This window comes from Neorhizobium galegae, assembly GCF_017877055.1.
In the GTDB taxonomy this organism is placed as follows: Bacteria; Pseudomonadota; Alphaproteobacteria; order Rhizobiales; family Rhizobiaceae; genus Neorhizobium; species Neorhizobium galegae_D.
Map to the genome: position 1 here is coordinate 695,935 of NZ_JAGIPG010000001.1, position 15,831 is coordinate 711,765.

General features: G+C 62.8%; 20 protein-coding genes. 13 read left to right on the plus strand and 7 right to left on the minus strand.

Annotated features, from left to right (window positions below; translation table 11 throughout):
- Positions 1–2: 2 nt before the first annotated feature.
- Positions 3–827, plus strand: coding sequence for a TIGR00282 family metallophosphoesterase (locus tag J2857_RS03055; protein WP_210008482.1), 825 nt, complete (start codon positions 3–5; stop codon positions 825–827).
- Between the two features lie 10 nt (positions 828–837).
- On the opposite strand, the gene J2857_RS03060 is transcribed toward J2857_RS03055, so the two are convergent.
- Together J2857_RS03060 and J2857_RS03065 are read right to left on the minus strand one after the other, a co-directional pair.
- Positions 838–1,167 carry an HNH endonuclease gene (locus J2857_RS03060; RefSeq protein ID WP_210008483.1) on the minus strand — a complete coding sequence of 110 codons (330 nt, stop codon included), beginning with the start codon at positions 1,165–1,167 and terminating at the stop codon, positions 838–840.
- Positions 1,164–1,763, minus strand: coding sequence for a hypothetical protein (locus J2857_RS03065; protein ID WP_210008484.1), 600 nt, complete (start codon positions 1,761–1,763; stop codon positions 1,164–1,166). Before J2857_RS03065 ends, J2857_RS03060 begins: the two co-directional genes overlap by 4 nt.
- Before the next feature lie 174 nt (positions 1,764–1,937).
- Between J2857_RS03065 and J2857_RS03070 the strand changes: the two genes are divergently transcribed.
- Positions 1,938–3,875 carry a DEAD/DEAH box helicase gene (locus J2857_RS03070; RefSeq protein ID WP_210008485.1) on the plus strand — a complete coding sequence of 646 codons (1,938 nt, stop codon included), beginning with the start codon at positions 1,938–1,940 and terminating at the stop codon, positions 3,873–3,875.
- Between the two features lie 111 nt (positions 3,876–3,986).
- Here J2857_RS03070 and J2857_RS03075 read toward each other — a convergent pair whose 3' ends face one another.
- Entirely contained in the window at positions 3,987–4,718 is a 732-nt protein-coding gene (locus J2857_RS03075; RefSeq protein ID WP_210008486.1) for a dienelactone hydrolase family protein, read from the minus strand.
- A 202-nt stretch (positions 4,719–4,920) separates the two neighbouring features.
- Between J2857_RS03075 and J2857_RS03080 the strand changes: the two genes are divergently transcribed.
- A complete protein-coding gene (locus tag J2857_RS03080; protein WP_210008487.1) occupies positions 4,921–5,766 on the plus strand; it encodes an MBL fold metallo-hydrolase in 846 nt (281 codons plus the stop codon).
- A gap of 21 nt (positions 5,767–5,787) precedes the next feature.
- Here the strand turns inward: J2857_RS03080 and J2857_RS03085 are convergent, their stop codons facing one another.
- Positions 5,788–6,300 carry a pyridoxamine 5'-phosphate oxidase family protein gene (locus tag J2857_RS03085; protein WP_210008488.1) on the minus strand — a complete coding sequence of 171 codons (513 nt, stop codon included), beginning with the start codon at positions 6,298–6,300 and terminating at the stop codon, positions 5,788–5,790.
- Positions 6,301–6,483: 183 nt separating this feature from the next.
- On the opposite strand from J2857_RS03085, the gene J2857_RS03090 reads away from it, so the two are divergent.
- Positions 6,484–7,230, plus strand: a complete 747-nt coding sequence (locus tag J2857_RS03090) for a YebC/PmpR family DNA-binding transcriptional regulator (RefSeq protein ID WP_210008489.1) — start codon at positions 6,484–6,486, stop codon at positions 7,228–7,230.
- 58 nt (positions 7,231–7,288) lie between these two features.
- Here the strand turns inward: J2857_RS03090 and J2857_RS03095 are convergent, their stop codons facing one another.
- Both J2857_RS03095 and J2857_RS03100 read right to left on the minus strand, forming a co-directional pair.
- Positions 7,289–8,290 carry an LLM class flavin-dependent oxidoreductase gene (locus J2857_RS03095; RefSeq protein WP_210008490.1) on the minus strand — a complete coding sequence of 334 codons (1,002 nt, stop codon included), beginning with the start codon at positions 8,288–8,290 and terminating at the stop codon, positions 7,289–7,291.
- Positions 8,291–8,421: 131 nt separating this feature from the next.
- The gene (locus J2857_RS03100; RefSeq protein WP_210008491.1) at positions 8,422–9,831 is read right to left on the minus strand and encodes a methyl-accepting chemotaxis protein; all 1,410 of its coding nucleotides are present in this window, start codon (positions 9,829–9,831) and stop codon (positions 8,422–8,424) included.
- Between the two features lie 191 nt (positions 9,832–10,022).
- On the opposite strand from J2857_RS03100, the gene ruvC reads away from it, so the two are divergent.
- From ruvC to J2857_RS03140, 8 genes are all read left to right on the plus strand, one after another.
- Positions 10,023–10,532: a crossover junction endodeoxyribonuclease RuvC gene (ruvC, locus tag J2857_RS03105; RefSeq protein ID WP_210008493.1), complete on the plus strand. Its 510-nt coding sequence runs from the start codon at positions 10,023–10,025 to the stop codon at positions 10,530–10,532.
- A gap of 55 nt (positions 10,533–10,587) precedes the next feature.
- Positions 10,588–10,836 (plus strand): AbrB/MazE/SpoVT family DNA-binding domain-containing protein, encoded by a 249-nt coding sequence (locus J2857_RS03110; protein WP_046610108.1) that lies wholly within the window; start codon positions 10,588–10,590, stop codon positions 10,834–10,836.
- Positions 10,837–10,840: 4 nt separating this feature from the next.
- Positions 10,841–11,254 (plus strand): type II toxin-antitoxin system VapC family toxin, encoded by a 414-nt coding sequence (locus J2857_RS03115; RefSeq protein WP_210008495.1) that lies wholly within the window; start codon positions 10,841–10,843, stop codon positions 11,252–11,254.
- A gap of 12 nt (positions 11,255–11,266) precedes the next feature.
- Positions 11,267–11,884: a Holliday junction branch migration protein RuvA gene (gene ruvA, locus J2857_RS03120; protein ID WP_210008496.1), complete on the plus strand. Its 618-nt coding sequence runs from the start codon at positions 11,267–11,269 to the stop codon at positions 11,882–11,884.
- A 66-nt stretch (positions 11,885–11,950) separates the two neighbouring features.
- Complete coding sequence (locus J2857_RS03125) at positions 11,951–12,235, plus strand: AbrB/MazE/SpoVT family DNA-binding domain-containing protein (protein ID WP_037077018.1); 285 nt, start codon at positions 11,951–11,953, stop codon at positions 12,233–12,235.
- Entirely contained in the window at positions 12,232–12,636 is a 405-nt protein-coding gene (locus tag J2857_RS03130; protein WP_046607826.1) for a PIN domain-containing protein, read from the plus strand. The genes J2857_RS03125 and J2857_RS03130 overlap by 4 nt, the downstream gene beginning before the upstream one ends.
- Positions 12,633–13,673 carry a Holliday junction branch migration DNA helicase RuvB gene (ruvB, locus tag J2857_RS03135; protein ID WP_210008498.1) on the plus strand — a complete coding sequence of 347 codons (1,041 nt, stop codon included), beginning with the start codon at positions 12,633–12,635 and terminating at the stop codon, positions 13,671–13,673. Before J2857_RS03130 ends, ruvB begins: the two co-directional genes overlap by 4 nt.
- 174 nt (positions 13,674–13,847) lie before the next feature.
- On the plus strand, positions 13,848–14,357 hold the full coding sequence (locus J2857_RS03140; RefSeq protein WP_210008499.1) for an NUDIX hydrolase: 510 nt from the start codon (positions 13,848–13,850) through the stop codon (positions 14,355–14,357).
- Between the two features lie 2 nt (positions 14,358–14,359).
- On the opposite strand, the gene J2857_RS03145 is transcribed toward J2857_RS03140, so the two are convergent.
- Positions 14,360–15,244, minus strand: a complete 885-nt coding sequence (locus tag J2857_RS03145; RefSeq protein WP_210008501.1) for a LysR family transcriptional regulator — start codon at positions 15,242–15,244, stop codon at positions 14,360–14,362.
- Positions 15,245–15,368: 124 nt separating this feature from the next.
- Here J2857_RS03145 and J2857_RS03150 point away from each other — a divergent pair, with 124 nt between their 5' ends.
- Positions 15,369–15,830 (plus strand): VOC family protein, encoded by a 462-nt coding sequence (locus tag J2857_RS03150; RefSeq protein ID WP_210008502.1) that lies wholly within the window; start codon positions 15,369–15,371, stop codon positions 15,828–15,830.
- The last annotated feature ends 1 nt before the right edge of the window (position 15,831 follow it).

Here is a 15,831-nt window from a genome sequence, read left to right on the forward strand (position 1 = left end):
GAATGCGCCTTTTGTTCCTGGGTGACATGGTGGGCAAGACCGGCCGCGTGGCGGTCTGGGAAAAGCTGCCCGGCCTCGTCGCCGACCTGAAGCTCGATTTCGTCATCGTCAACGGCGAGAATGCCGCCGGCGGCTTCGGCATTACCGAGGATATCTTTCTCGAGACGATCAATGCCGGCGCCGACGTGGTGACGACCGGCAACCATGTCTGGGACCAGAAGGAGGCGGTGAGCTTTGCCGGCCGCCACGAGCAGTTCCTGCGCCCCGCCAACTATCCCGCCGGCACGCCTGGCAAGGGGTCCGGCATCTTCTACGCCCGCAACGGCGCGCGCATCCTGGTCGCCAACATCATGGGCCGGGTGTTCATGCATCCGGAACTCGACGACCCCTTCAAGAGCGCCGAGGCGATCCTCGCCGCGGCACCCCTGAAGGAACAGGCGGACGCGATCATCTTCGACTTCCATGCGGAAGCGACCAGCGAGAAACAATGCTTCGGGCATTTCGTCGACGGCCGCGCCAGCCTCGTGGTCGGCACCCACACGCATGTGCCGACGGCCGACTGCCAGATTTTGAACGCCGGCACCGGTTACATGTCGGATGCCGGCATGTGCGGCGACTACGACTCGTCGCTCGGCATGGACAAGGAAGAACCGCTCAACCGCTTCATCTCGAAAATGCCGAAGGGCCGTTTCGAGGCGGCGACCGGCCCTGCGACCATCTGCGGCCTCGGCATCGAGATTTCCGATACGACCGGGCTTGCGGAGAAGATCGAGCCGCTGAGGATGGGGCCGCGGCTTGCGGAGACCATTCCGTCCTTCTGGCGGTAGGTTTTCGAAGCTACCGCCGGTGGTTGCTGCGCTTCGTGCCGTCGTAGAAGCCGGGCGGTTTCTTGGCGACCCAGCTGACGAATTTGCCGATCTCGGGATGGTCGAGAAGGGATGCGATGGTCGAATACGACTTTTCGAGTTCCGCCTCGCTGAACAGCGCATGGATCTGCCGGTGGCAGATGCGGTGGAGAAATTGCGTTTCCCGCCCACCTCGGCTCTTCGGGACGAGATGGTGCTCGTCGCGCTGATCCTCGGGGATCAGCCGGCCGCACAGGGGGCAGATTTCAGGCTCGGGCTGCTGATACCACGAGACGATGTCCTGTTTTTGCTTTCTCATCATCGTTCACCGGCACGAGTCATCCACTTCTCGAATTCCGCGGTCGTCCTCACCTCTCCATCCAGCACCGCCTCATAGACTGATGCGCTCGAGGCCGGCTTGCCGCCTTTCGGCGCGTTGGCGACAAGTTCCGCCTTGATGATCAGGATCGTTTCCCGCGCCCCGTCGGTCAAGCGGGCCAGAAGCGTCTTCAGGTGTCCGAGATCCGGCTGGCGGTCCGGTTCGTCGATGAACCAGATGTCGAAATTCCAGTCCTCGCCCTTTTCCGTCCGGTAGGTGAGGCCAAGATAGAGGCCGTCCGGGTAGTTCTGCGGTTCGGTGTTCCAGAAGCCGCTGTCGTTACGGTAGCGCAGTGCGCCGACGCGGCTGTCGAGCATCAGTTCGCCGGCGATCTCTGCGACAGTCCGGCGGGTGGCGGGGTCCAGCTTCTCGCAGATCACGGTGATGTCGATGTCGCGGCGGACCATCACGCCGAGCGCCGAGCTTCCGACCCGGACCGGATTGCCTGCGGTGCGGAGCAGCGCGTCAAGGTGCAGCGCGCCGACGATCGCGTCGGCCTCGGCCTGCAGTTCCGCCTGCTTCTCCAGAATGACCGACATGGCTCTCCCCGCGCTTTGAGAGGGTTACGTCCGGCATCGCAGGCCCGGCGTCAAGCCTCGGACAGACATGCTCTTTGACATTTGCGCTGCGAATAAGTAGGAACGGCGCAATGTTCGGCTGCGAGTGTTGCAGCCACAGCGCTTTGCGCGCGACAATCCGAAAGACAGATTTAGATGACCGACTACAACGGCGCCGTTCCGGCGATCGCCAAGGCATTGGCGAAACGGGGCTATGTTACGCTGACCCCCGTCCAGAAATCCATGCTCGACCCGGCTCTCATCCATTCCGATGCGCTGGTTTCGGCGCAGACCGGTTCGGGCAAGACCGTTGCCTTCGGCCTGGCGATTGCTCCGACACTGCTCGGCGACGCGGAAAAGTTCGGCCCGGCGCGCCAGCCGCTGGCGCTCGTCATTGCGCCGACCCGTGAACTGGCGATGCAGGTCACCCGCGAGCTGGAATGGCTCTATGAGATGACCGGGGCGGTCATCACCAGCTGCGTCGGCGGCATGGACATCCGCAGCGAACGGCGCGCGCTCGAACGCGGCGCCCATATCGTCGTCGGAACGCCCGGCCGTCTCTGCGACCATATTCGCCGCAACGCGCTCGACATGTCGGAGCTCAAGGTCGCCGTACTCGACGAGGCGGACGAGATGCTCGACCTCGGTTTCCGCGAAGACCTGGAATTCATCCTGGAATCGGCCCCCGCCGAACGCCGTACGCTGATGTTCTCGGCAACCGTGCCGGCCGCGATCGCCAAGCTTGCCAAGAGCTACCAGCGCGACGCGGTCCGCATCGCGACCTCGGCCGAGGAAAAGCAGCATGTCGATATCGAATACCGGGCGCTTGCCGTCGCATCCGCCGACCGCGAAAACGCGATCATCAACGTGCTGCGCTATTATGAAGCGACCAATGCGATCGTGTTCTGCTCGACCCGTGCTGCCGTCAATCATCTGACCGCGCGGTTCAACAACCGCAATTTCGCGGTCGTGGCGCTCTCCGGCGAACTGACGCAGAACGAACGCACCCATGCGCTGCAGGCGATGCGTGATGGCCGTGCCCGCGTCTGCATCGCCACCGACGTCGCCGCCCGCGGCATCGACCTGCCGGGTCTCGACCTCGTCATCCATGCCGACCTGCCGTCCAATCCGGAAACGCTGCTCCACCGCAGCGGCCGAACTGGCCGCGCCGGGCGCAAGGGCATCAGCGCGCTGATCGTGCCGGTGAATGCCCGCCGCAAGGCCGAGCGCCTGCTCGGCGGTGCCGGCATTTCCGCCACCTGGGCTCGTCCGCCGTCCGCCGAAGAGGTGATGCGCCGCGACGACGAGCGGCTGCTGGCCGATCCGATCTTCACCGAAAAGCCGCGCGAGGAAGAGCAGGATCTGATCGCGAAGCTGGTCGAGAGCCATGGCGCTGAAAAGCTGGCTTCCGCCTTCGTCAATCTCTACCGCACCAAATATTCGGCGCCCGAGGATCTGATCGAGATCTCGGTGCAGCAGGATACCCGCAAGCCGCGCGAGCGGACCGGCGGCGAGGGCGATTTCCCGATGACCCGGCGCCCGTCGCGCGACGAATTCGGCCCGGCCGTGTGGTTCTCGCTGTCGGTCGGCCGCAAGCAGAATGCCGAGCCGCGCTGGCTGATCCCGATGCTCTGCCGCAACGGCAACGTCACCAAGCGCGAGATCGGCGCGATCAAGATGCAGCAGGACGAAACCTTCGTCGAGATCGCCGCAGATCACGCCGATGCCTTCATGCAGGCGATCGGCAAGGAAAAGGCGCTGGAGCGGGGTATCCGCGTCACCCGGCTGACCAGCGCGCCGGATCTCAGCCGTCCTGCACCGGCCAAGCCCTATCCCAAGAAGTCCTATGACGATCGCCCGAAAGAGTCTCACGGCGATGACTGGTCGAAGGGCAAGCCGCGGAAGAATACGTCCAACGCTGCCGGTCCGGGCGGCCCGCGGGCAGCCGAGGCGCGCGGCGATGGAAAGCCTTTCAACAAGGATTCCAAGCCGTTCCGCAAGGACGCCCAGCCCTTCAAGAAGGACGACAAGCCTTTCAAGAAGAAGGACAAGCCGAAACTGGCCAACAGCAGCAATTTCGAGCGCCGGAAGTAGTCTGGGCGCGATGTTGCGCGACCCCGGTTCAATGCGAACCCGGGTGTCCGCGTCGCCGACCGGAATTGCGGATGAGATCAAGGGGCGGCCCGAAGCCGCCCCTTTGTCGTCTCAGAGGGTCTCGTCGAACAGCGTCAGCAGGCGCTTGAAGTGGCGCTCGGAACCGTCCTTGTCGTAGACGCTGTGGTCCGGCACGGTCCAGCCATGGCCCATGCCGACATAGTTCTCGACTGCATGATCGACGCCGCCGACGCGAAAGGCTTCGGCGAAGCGGGCCGACTGCTCCGGCGGAAAGCTGTTGTCGACGCCGGCAACGCCCACATAGACGCGCGCCTTGATCCTGTCGGCAAGCCTGTGCGGGCTGTCTTCCGCCTCGCTTGCGAGATTGCCGCCATGGAAGCTCGCCGCCGCCTTGATGCGTTCCGGATAGTGGGCCGCGGCGGTGATCGCGCGGGCGCCGCCCATGCAGTAACCGACCGTTCCGATGGCGCCGGTAACGCCTTCGGCCTCCAGCGCTTCGATGAAGGCGGCGCCGTCCTGTGCCGTCAGTGCCTGGGTTGCCGTCTGCATCATCGCCCTGATCCGGGTCTTGGAGGCTTCCTCGCTGAAGGCGGTCCGGGCGTTGAACGGACCATATTCGCCGGACCGGTAATAGAGGTCGGGAACGAGCACGGTATAGCCGGCATCGGCGATGCGCTGGCCCATCCAGTAGAGCGCTTCGCGCGGACCGAAGGCATCCATGTAGAGGATGACGCCCTTGGTCGTCGCCGCGCCGTTTTCCGGCTTGATGACGGCGGCTCTGGCCGCGCCGTCCCGGGTCTCGATTGCAATGTCGTGCTTCATGAAAATATCCCCAAGCTTTCCCGATCCGGCTGCCGGCGAGCTTATGTCAGGCGCTGCCGATACTTTTCAATAATCAATTCCATGACCTCGACCAATGACAGAATTGTGAGACCGGCCGCGGCGATTGCGGCTGGACCGGCCTTTCGCATTGCCGCATGTTTTCGCCCGGGAATGAGCATGAACGCAGTTCTTTGGGATCAGCATGATGCTACGGGCTCTCGCACTCGGTCTTTCCGGCCTCCTTCTGTCCGCTTTCGCCGCGTTCGCTCAGGATGGCCTGCCCATCAGCCAGTGCCAGGCGATTGCCCAGAAGCTGCCCGGTGTCACCTTCGCGAGCTTCAATCCCTCGGGCCTGCAGTTCGCTCAGGCGAACAAGGCCCTGACGATGGCCGAGCGGGAAGAAGTGAAGATCACCTTCGTCGGCCATTCCACCTATTTCATCGAGACGCCCAGCGGGATCGGCATCGCCACCGATTATAGCGGCGCCTATCGGCCGTCGCGCCTGCCGGACGTGGCAACGATGAACAAGGCGCATACCACCCATTTTACGCTCAGCCCCGACCCCGGGATCAAGCATGTGCTGCACGGCTGGAGCGACATGCCCGGAGAAAAGGTCCAGCACAAGCTGATGGTCGGCGATGTCTATATCCGCAACGTCATGTCGGACATCCGCAACTGGGGCGGCGGCATCGAGGAAAACGGCAATTCGATCTTCATCTTCGAGGTCGCGGGATTGTGCATCGGCCATCTCGGCCACCTGCATTTCGAGCTGAACGAGGCCCAGTATACCGAGATCGGCCGCCTTGACATCCTGATGGTGCCGGTCGATGGCGGCCTGACGATGGGGGCGGACAGCATGAGCCGGGTGGTGCAGCGGCTGCGCTCGTCGCTGATCCTGCCGATGCATCGCTGGGGTCCTCCGCTCGACAACTTCATCGCCATGTTCGACGCCAAGTTCGACATCGCCTATGCCAGGGAACCGACGATCCGGGTGTCGATGCGCAGCCTGCCGAAGAAGCCGACGATCCTGGTGCCGCAGGGGCTTTGACCCCCGCGGCCTTTTGGACGGTTAGTGGAATTGCGGAAAGGCGAGGTGCTGCTTGACGCCGACGTCGGGCATCTTCTCGTCATGCAGATTGGCCTTGGCGATCTCCCAGCCGAATTTCAGCGTGCTGTCGGTGGAGGCCCAGATTTCCGCATCATCGACCCGGAAGGCGAGCAGGGTCAGAAGCGGGTCTTCCTTGCCGCGCTCGTACCAGGCAGCCGTCACTGCGCTCCAGTATTCGTCGATCTTGGCGCGGTCGTTGCGGATTTCCAGCGCGCCGGACAGGCAGGCGTGGTAGTCGTGGTTCTTGCCGATCACCACGAAATGGGCACGGCTGCCGGCACGAATGGCGCGTACCAGATCCGTGTCGGCCTTGGTGAAGAACCAGATCGTGCTCGACTTCGGATCGGCATTCGGCGCCATGGGCTGGAAATGCATGTGCGAGCCTTCGATGCCAAGCATGCCGGCATGGATGTCGTTGATCTCGTCCCAGAGCTGGCGTTCGGGCGCTTCGCGGGCTTCGGTCAGGCTTGCCATGGATTGTCTCCTTTGCTGTTCGTCTCGGTGAACAAACGGCAAGGCCTTGGCTTTGTTCCGAGTCTTGCCTCGGAGAGGCGGTATCGGGAAAAGCCTCGACTTAGCCAGGAAATGCCCTTGAACGGCTTCGGCTTCGAAATTATAAGGCGCCATTCCAGAACAAGTTAAAGTGTCAGGGGTGCCATGGCTGGCCATTCACAGTTCAAAAACATCATGCACCGCAAGGGCAAGCAGGATTCGATCCGGTCGAAGATGTTTTCCAAGCTTGCGCGCGAAATCACCGTCGCCGCCAAGACGGGTCTGCCTGATCCGACCATGAACGCGGCATTGCGCCTGGCGATCCAGAACGCCAAGGCGCAGTCGATGCCCAAGGACAATATCGACCGGGCGATCAAGAAGGCTGTCGGCGCGGACGCGGAAAACTACGATTCCGTCCGTTACGAAGGTTACGGCCCCGGCGGCACCGCCGTCATCGTCGAGGCGCTGACCGACAACCGCAACCGCACGGCCTCCAACGTCCGCTCGATCTTCACCAAGGCGGGCGGCGTGCTTGGCGAAACCGGCTCGGTTTCCTTCTCCTTCGACCATGTGGGCGAAATCACCTACAAGGCGAGCGTCGGCGATGCCGACAAGGTGATGGAAGCGGCGATCGAGGCCGGCGCCGACGACGTGACGACCGACGAGGAGGGCCACACGATCATCTGCGCTTTCGAAAGCCTCGGCGAAGTGTCGAAGGCGCTCGAAGCGACACTCGGCCAGGCCGAGACGGTCAAGGTGATCTGGCGGCCGCAGAACACGATCGAAGTGGATGAAGAAAAGGCTCAGTCGCTGCTGAAGCTGATCGACAACCTGGAAGACGACGACGATGTGCAGAGCGTCTATTCGAACTTCGAGGTTTCCGAAGAAGTCATGGCCAAGCTTTCGGCCTGATCCGTTCTCGACCTCACGGCTTTACCGGGCGGGCTGGCATGACCAGCCCGCCTTTGTTTCAGGCTCGAACTTTTTCCATCATCGGCAACGTCGCGAACAATTCGACCGATCGCAGCCGGGCGTCGACATCGTGGATCGGCATCGAGATGATCAGTTCGTCGGCGCCGGTTTCTCCCAGGAATTCCCTGAGCTTTGCCTCGACCGTCGCAACGGAGCCGACCGCTGCGTAACGCAGCGTGTGCTCGACATTCATCTTTTCCATGGGCGTCCAGAAACCTTCCATGCTGTCGACGGGCCTCGGGAAACGGGTGCGGACATTCTTGCGAAGGTTGACGAACTGCTGCTGCGACGAGGTGAAGTGGCGCTCAGCCTCCGCATCGGTTTCCGCCGCGACGCCCATGACGCCGACCATCATGTAGGGCTTTTCGAGTTGGAGGGACGGCTGGAAACGGTCGCGGTAGATCGAGATCGCTTCCATCAGCATGTCAGGCGCGAAATGCGAGGCAAACGCGTAGGGCAGGCCAAGGGCGGCCGCGAGATGGGCGCTGTAGACGCTCGATCCGAGCAGCCAGATCGGCACATGCGAATCCATGCCTGGGGTGGCGAGCAGGCCCTGGTCCTTTTCGGGCGTGCCGAGCAGGCGCTGCAGTTCGAGGATGTCATGCGGAAAACTCTCGGCGCCGGCATCGAGATTGCGGCGCAGCGCGCTTGCGGTGCGCATGTCGGTTCCCGGCGCCCGGCCGAGGCCGAGATCGACGCGGCCCGGCAGCAGCGCTTCCAGCGTGCCGAACTGTTCGGCGATGACGAGCGGCGAATGGTTGGGGAGCATGATGCCGCCGGAGCCGACGCGGATGGTCTTGGTGGCCGCGCCCACGTGGCCGATGACGATCGCAGTTGCGGCGCTGGCAATGCCCGGCATGCCGTGGTGTTCGGCGAGCCAGACGCGCTTGTAGCCCTGCTCCTCGGCCTTGATCGCCAGGCGGCGGGACTGGTCGAGCGCATCGCTGACGGAATAACCTTCACCGACGGGTGAAAGATCGAGAATGGAAAACGGGATCATCGGAACGTCCTGAAGGCGGAATAACTGACAGAGTGTTCCACTTATCTAGGCAGCCTTGTCCAGAAATACGACCCTGCGGCCAACGGAAAAAGAAACGCCGGAAGGGTCGTGGGCGTGCGGCCCCTCCGGCTTCACGATTTGACCAGGCGCAGGTGCGAGCCGGGTTTCGCGGGTTTGAGGCTTTCCGGTACCGTCACCCCTCCCGCATTGAGGATCGTGACGGGCGTCAATCGTCCTGCATGATGGTCGATCGCAGCGATATCGCGGTTCATGCGGCCGAGCCTTGCCGTCAGCGCATCCAGGGCGCCGATCTGGTCGCGGCTCGCCTTGGCAAGCGTCATCATCGTGGTTCTGGCGGCTGCGAGCGTTTCGATTTCCTCGCCGGAGCTCGCTGCGAGTGCCGCGACGTGACCGTGCAAGGCATCCGCGTAGATCGTCATCGCATCCAGTTCCAAGCCCGCCTTCTCCACAGACTTGCCGCCGAGTTCGGCCGCTTCCGCCGAGCTTCGGGACAGGCCGGAGATCTCCTTGGCAACCTCGGCGGCCCGCTCGGCAAGTCCGCGGATTTCCTCGGCCACGGTCTTGAAGCCGGCCTCCTCACCGGGACGAGCCGCTTCAATGCCGGCGTTGAGGGCCAGCATATTGGCCTGGAAGGCAATCTCGCGGATTGTCGCTGTGGCGGGCTCGATCTTGAGCGATGCCTTTCGGATCGCCTCCATCGCCACCGTTGCGGCTTGCATCATCTCCTTCGGCGGACGCATGTCGAGCCGGGCGTTGCTGGCGATTTCGGCCGCGTGCCGGACCTGCATCCTTCGCTCCCCCTGCGTTTCGGCAAGCCTGCCGACATCCGCAGCTGTCCTGGCGATGGTTGCCGTCAGCCGGCGCCCGGCCTCGGCGGTTTTCGTCAGTTCGTCGCGAGCCTCGACGCAGTCCGTGTGAAGGCCGTGGGCGCAGCTGCCGATCATTCCGAGCACGTCTTCCAGGATCGTCAGGGCATGGTTGAAATCCGCACGCAGGCCCTCGTATCTCTCGGGGAACGGCATGTCGATCCGCACGGTCAGATCGCCAACCGCCAGGCGCCGCAGGCCGCCGTCCAGCGCCTCGACCACTGTCCTCAGCGCGCGTGCTTCCTCTCCGGCGGCCTCGAGATCGCGCAAGCGAGCTTGCGCCTCCTCCGCCTCCTGCCGCTCGCGCGCTTCTTCGTCCTTGACGAGCCGGGTGAGATGATTGCGGCAAAGCTGCTCCAGCGCCCTGTAGATCGAGCCGATTTCATCGGTGCGGGCCAGATGTTCACGCGGCACCGCGGTCCTGCCGGCGGCGACCTCCGAGACGGTTCCGGCGATGGTGCGCAACGGATTGATGAGGGCTCCGGCAAGGAAGATGGTGACGAGGGTCAGCGTTATCAGCGATGCGGCGATGCACGCCATCTCGAAAGACGTCAGCTCGCCGGCGGCGTAAAAGAGGAGGCCCGCGAGAATCCCATTCTGCGCCAGCACAAGCCCGATCACCTTGACGGATAGGGAATGATGTCTGCCTGTCATGGCTGCCTCCTCACATTGCGTCCAAGCCGCGATTTGCAACGCGCGAGGCGCAGGGGCGTTGCCGACCGGCGACCCGAAAGGGGGCAAACCTTCCCGACATGGTTACCGGAGGGTAAACGGCCCTCCAGTCTCGTTTTCGGTTTGTTCACATTCTCATGGCACTGGTTACGGCATCAGGATAGGGTATGGGCATGACAGGCACGATTCGCATCATCGGCATCGACCCAGGGCTTCGGCGTACCGGCTGGGGTATCATCGAGACGCTCGGCAACAGTCTGCGCTTCGTCGCCTCGGGCACCGTGACTTCCGACGGCGACATGGACCTCGCCTCCCGCCTCTGCCAGCTGCATGACGGGCTCGCGGAAGTGGTGCATGCCTACCAACCGGACGAGGCGGCCGTCGAACAGACCTTCGTCAACAAGGACGCCGTCGCCACGCTAAAGCTCGGCCAGGCGAGAGGCGTCGTCATGCTGGTGCCGGCACGAGCCGGGCTGCCGGTTGCCGAATACGCGCCGAACGCCGTCAAGAAATCGGTGATCGGGGTCGGCCACGGCGAAAAGCAGCAGATTCACATGATGCTGAAGATCCTGATGCCGAAGGCGGAGTTCAAGGGCAATGACGCCGCCGACGCGCTGGCGATCGCCATCTGCCACGCCCATAACCGGGGCGGCCACCGCATGCGCGCAGCACTCGCAGGATAGTTTGTTCTTGACTTGTTCTGGTCGGACGGATAAGTAATACCTCAGAGGTATTACCATGCGCGTCACCGAAAAAGGCCAGGTTACGATCCCGAAAAATGTCCGCTCCAATCTGGGGATTGAGCCGGGCAGCGAGGTGGAATTTGTTCTTCGCGAGGGTGAAGCCGTGCTTCGCCGTGTTGAGCCGTCTCGCGAGGAAGCGGAACGCAATGTTCGCGTGCTCATGGATCATCTCAGGCGGCATCAGGGGTCCATGTCTCTCGGTGATATGAGCGGCGAGGAATTTTATCGTCTTCTGAGGGACTGATCGCATGGCGACCCTTGTCGATACCAATGTCCTGATCGACGTGTTCCACACGCGGAGCGCCTTCACCGAATGGTCAACCGAACAATTGGCGGTTGCCCAGACAAACGGGCCGCTGCTGATCAATCCGTTGATTTATGCGGAAATGGCTGCCGGTTACGCGACGAGCGAAGCGCTGGAATCGGCACTTGCGCCCAGTCTTTTCCGGCGGGAGGATCTTCCTTGGGAAGCGGCCTACGCGGCGGGCCACGCTTTTTTGCAATACCGCCGACTGGGCGGGGATAAACGTTCGCCGCTTCCCGATTTCTACATTGGTGCCCATGCGATGGTCAAAGGCTACAGGCTGCTCAGCCGGGATGTCGCAAGGTACCGGACCTATTTTCCCTTGATTTCCATCATCTCCCCCGAAACCCATCCCTGACGGACATCCTTCATGATCGGCAAGCTCAAAGGCACTATCGACGAAATGGGCGACGACTATGTGCTCGTCGATGTCCATGGCGTCTGTTACGAGGTGTTCTGTTCGTCGCGCACGCTGTCGAAGATGGGGTCAGCGGGCGAAGCGGTGGTGCTGTTCATCGAGACCTATGTGCGCGAGGACCAGTTCAAGCTTTTCGGCTTCCTGACGGCCCTGGAGCGAGAATGGTTCAACCTGCTGCAAAGCGTGCAGGGCGTCGGCGCCAAGGTGGCGCTCGCCGTGCTCTCCACCCTGACGCCGTCCGAGCTCGCCAATGCGATTGCGCTGCAGGACAAGACGACAGTTTCGCGCGCGCCCGGCGTCGGGCCGAAGGTCGCGGTGCGTATCGTCACCGAACTCAAGAACAAGGTACCCGCCTTCGCTGGCGAAGCCTCCGTCAATATCGGCCTCAAGCAGGAGCTCGGCGAGGGCGTGGCGGCCGCACCGGTCGCCGACGCGGTCTCGGCGCTCACCAATCTCGGCTATTCGCGCGACCAGGCCGCGAACGCGGTTGCGGCAGCGCTCAAAAACGGCGGCGAGGGGGGCGACAGCGCCAAGCTCATCCGGCTGGGGTTGAAGGAACTGGCACGGTGATTTGCTGATCTGTCGGAAGTTTGATAAAATTTCCTTCGAATGGCAATTTGTCGGAACAGGTGATGTATGTGGTGGGAAGTTACGCTTTCGCCGAAGGGCCAGGTGACCATTCCGAAGGAGATGCGCGAAGCTCTCAACCTTCAGCCGGGAGACCGTATGATTTACTCACTGGTCAATGGAGAGGTAGTCATCACGCCTAAGAACGTCAACTTCAACGACCTCGCGGGGCTCCTTGGAAAACCGCCGAAAGGGAGGGCGACGCTCGATGAGATCGATGCCGCCGTGCTGGAAGCCGGCGGCGCGAATGCGGTCGATACGCAGGATGATAAAGAAGCGGATGCGGCCGCATGACCGTTTTTGGGCTCGACACGAATGTCGTTCTGCGGCTTTTCATCGATGACGACCCGTCGCAGCGGGCAGCAGCGCTTAAATTTGGGGAAGGCCTTGGAAGAGGTTATTCCGCTTTTATCACCCTGATTGGTCTGCTTGAGCTTGATTGGGCCCTCAGGTCACAATACGGATTCAGCAGGAAGCACGTGACACTTGCCATCGACAGGCTGCTTCACACGAGAGGGCTTATGGTCGAGAACCATACGCTTGTCGTAAAGGCGCTTCGACTTGTCGAGGCCAACAATGCAGACTTTGCCGATGCCGTCATCGCCTGCCGCTCGTTGGAGGAAGGCTGTGAATCGACAAAGACCTTCGATCAAAAGGCTGCACGCAAGGTGCCCGGAATGGAACTTCTCGCATGAGTGAACCCGCCCGCCTGATAACGCCGGAAAAGCGGGGCGAAGACCTGGATACGACGCTGCGCCCGCAGTCGCTGGACGAGTTCACCGGCCAGGCGGAGGCGCGCGCCAACCTGAAGGTCTTCATCGAGGCGGCGAAGAACCGCGGCGAGGCGCTGGACCACGTGCTGTTCGTCGGCCCGCCCGGCCTCGGCAAGACGACGCTGGCGCAGATCATGGCCAAGGAACTCGGGGTCAATTTCCGCTCGACCTCCGGCCCGGTCATCGCCAAGGCGGGCGATCTGGCGGCGCTGCTCACCAATCTCGAAGATCGCGACGTGCTCTTCATCGACGAAATCCACCGGCTCAATCCGGCGGTCGAGGAAATCCTCTATCCGGCCATGGAGGATTTCCAGCTGGACCTGATCATCGGCGAAGGCCCGGCGGCGCGGTCGGTGAAGATCGATCTGTCGAAGTTCACGCTGGTCGCGGCCACCACCCGTCTCGGCCTACTCACCACGCCGCTGCGCGACCGTTTCGGCATCCCGGTGCGGCTGGCCTTCTATACCGTCGACGAGTTGGAACTGATCGTCCGGCGCGGCGCGCGGCTGATGGGCCTGCCGATGACCGATGACGGCGCTCGCGAGATTGCAAGACGCGCCCGCGGCACGCCGCGCATCGCCGGGCGGTTGTTGCGCCGGGTGCGCGATTTCGCCGAGGTGGCGAGGGCCGAGGCGGTGACGAGGGAGATCGCCGACGAGGCGCTGACCCGTCTTCTGGTCGACAATATGGGCCTCGACCAGCTCGACAAACGCTACCTCAACATGATCGCCGTCAATTTCGGCGGCGGCCCGGTCGGCATCGAGACGATCGCCGCCGGCCTGTCGGAACCGCGCGATGCGATCGAGGACATCATCGAGCCCTACATGATCCAGCAGGGTTTCATCCAGCGCACGCCCCGAGGCCGCGTTTTGACCGCAAACGCGTGGAAACATCTGGGAATGCAGCCGCCGAAGGATCTCGAGGCAGCACAGTTCCGGATGAATCTCGAGGATGAATGATTTCCCGCCGCGGGTTTCTGGCATCTGTCCCGCAATTTCCGCAGGGGCCGGATCGCGTGTCGCTCGCTCTGCCCGATCACATGCATGGCGGTCCGGTGCGACTGTCGGGTTCCGCTCCCATCGTTCCTTCGGCGCACCGCCGGAAATCAACGTGATCGACTTAGGATAGCCCGCATGGCGCGCACTCGCATCCGTATCAAGACCAAGGGCAAGCGCATCTTCCAGATGCGGATCGCCGGGCTCGGGTTCCGTGATGGTCATGTGCTGGTGCATCGCGCCGTGGACGAGGCCTTCTGGACCTTTCCGGGCGGGCGGGCGGAGGTCGGCGAGACGTCGGAAGAGACCCTCAAGCGCGAGATGGTCGAGGAAATCGGCGTCGAGGTGACGGTCGGTCGGCTGCTCTGGTCGGTCGAGAATTTCTTCCACTACGAAGACCGCGACTGGCATGAACTCGGTTATTATTACCTGATGGACATCCCGGAGACGTTTCCCTTTCATCCGACGGATATCGTCCATCGGATCAAGGACGAACACGATCTGGAATTCAAATGGGTACCGGCGACGACAGAGGCGCTGAGGGCGCTCGACATTCCGCCCTACTTCATCGCCGAGGAGATCGAGAGCCTGCCGGGCAGCCCGCGGCACCTCGTCTGGCGCGACGGCGATCTTGACCTGAAGTCTTAAGCTCAGACGCGCATCGCCTCGATGACGGCGCGCAGGCCTGCCGACATGTTGCGGCGGCTCGGATAATAGAGGTAGAGCCAGTCCTCCGGCGGGCACCAGGCGTCCAGGCATTGGATCAGCGTGCCGTCGCGGATGTCGCGTTCGGCGCGGTTTTCCCAGACATAGGCGAGCGCGGTGCCGGAGCGGGCGACCTCGACCATCAATTCATGATCGTCGAGCGCTACCGGCCCGTTCGGATGGAAGGTCACGGTTTCTCCGTCGCGGGAGAATTCCCAGGCGTAGCGCGTGCCGCTCGGATAAGTGTTTTCGATGCAGGCATGACTTTCCAGCTCATGCGGCGTTTCGGGGATTTTCCGGTCCCTGAAATAGGCTGGTGAACCGACCACGACGAGGCGCAGGCGCGGCTTGATCCTGACCGCGATCATGCCCTGGTGCAGGCTTTCGCCGAGCCGGATGCCGGCGTCGAACCCTTCCTCGACGATATCGACCAACCGGTCGGTGGCGACGACTTCGAGCTTCAGATGCGGATTGTCGCGGATCAGGGGCCCGAGCGCCTGGCCAAGCACGGCCGGCGCGATCGAGTTCGGTACGTTGATCCGCACCTTGCCGAAAGGCGTGTCGCGGAACTGGTTGAGCGCGTCGAGCGCCGCGCCGATATCGCCGAAGGCGGGCGAAAGCTGGGCGTGCAGCATGGCGCCGGCATCGGTCAGGGAGACGCTGCGGGTAGTGCGGTGAAGAAGCCGGACGCCGGTCCGCTCCTCGAGATTGCTGACAGCGTGGCTGATGGCCGAAGCCGTGACGTAGCGCTCCTCCGCTGCGCGGCGAAAACTCAGGTGACGGGCGACGGCTTCGAAGGCGGCGAGTTCGGAAAGATCAGTGGCGCGCATTGCTGAACTGAGCTCAACATTGAAGAGAAGATTATCAGTCTAATCGAAGAAATGGGTTTGCGCCATTCTCTCCTCGTCACCGCCCCAGGCAATTCCGCCGGCGGTCAGAAGAGGAGAATTTCCAATGGCCGACTTCATCCTTCCCGCCAAGAACACCACATCCGCCTTCTCCGCCATGCGCGGTCATCACGTGGCCATTCGGGTCACCGATTTCGAGATCGCCAAGCGCTGGTATGTCGACAAACTGGATTTCCGCGTCATCCACGAATGGCCGTTTGCCGACGAGCAGCTCGCCTATCTGGCGCCTGCCAACGACGATCACTTCATGGTGGAAATCCTGGGCGGCGGCGATCCGCTGCCGATCGATCCGCCGGCCTATAAGGATCTCGGCGACAGCCTGCGTTACTCCGGCTACCACCATTTCTGCATCAACGTCACGGATATCGAAGCGACCGTTGCGGAGCTGCGCGCCCGCGGCGTCAACATCGTCACTGAGCCCTTCAAGCTCGACGACATCAGCCGCAAGCTCGCCTTTTTTGCCGATCCTTTCGGCAACCTGATCGAACTGGCGGAAGTCGTCGCCTGAC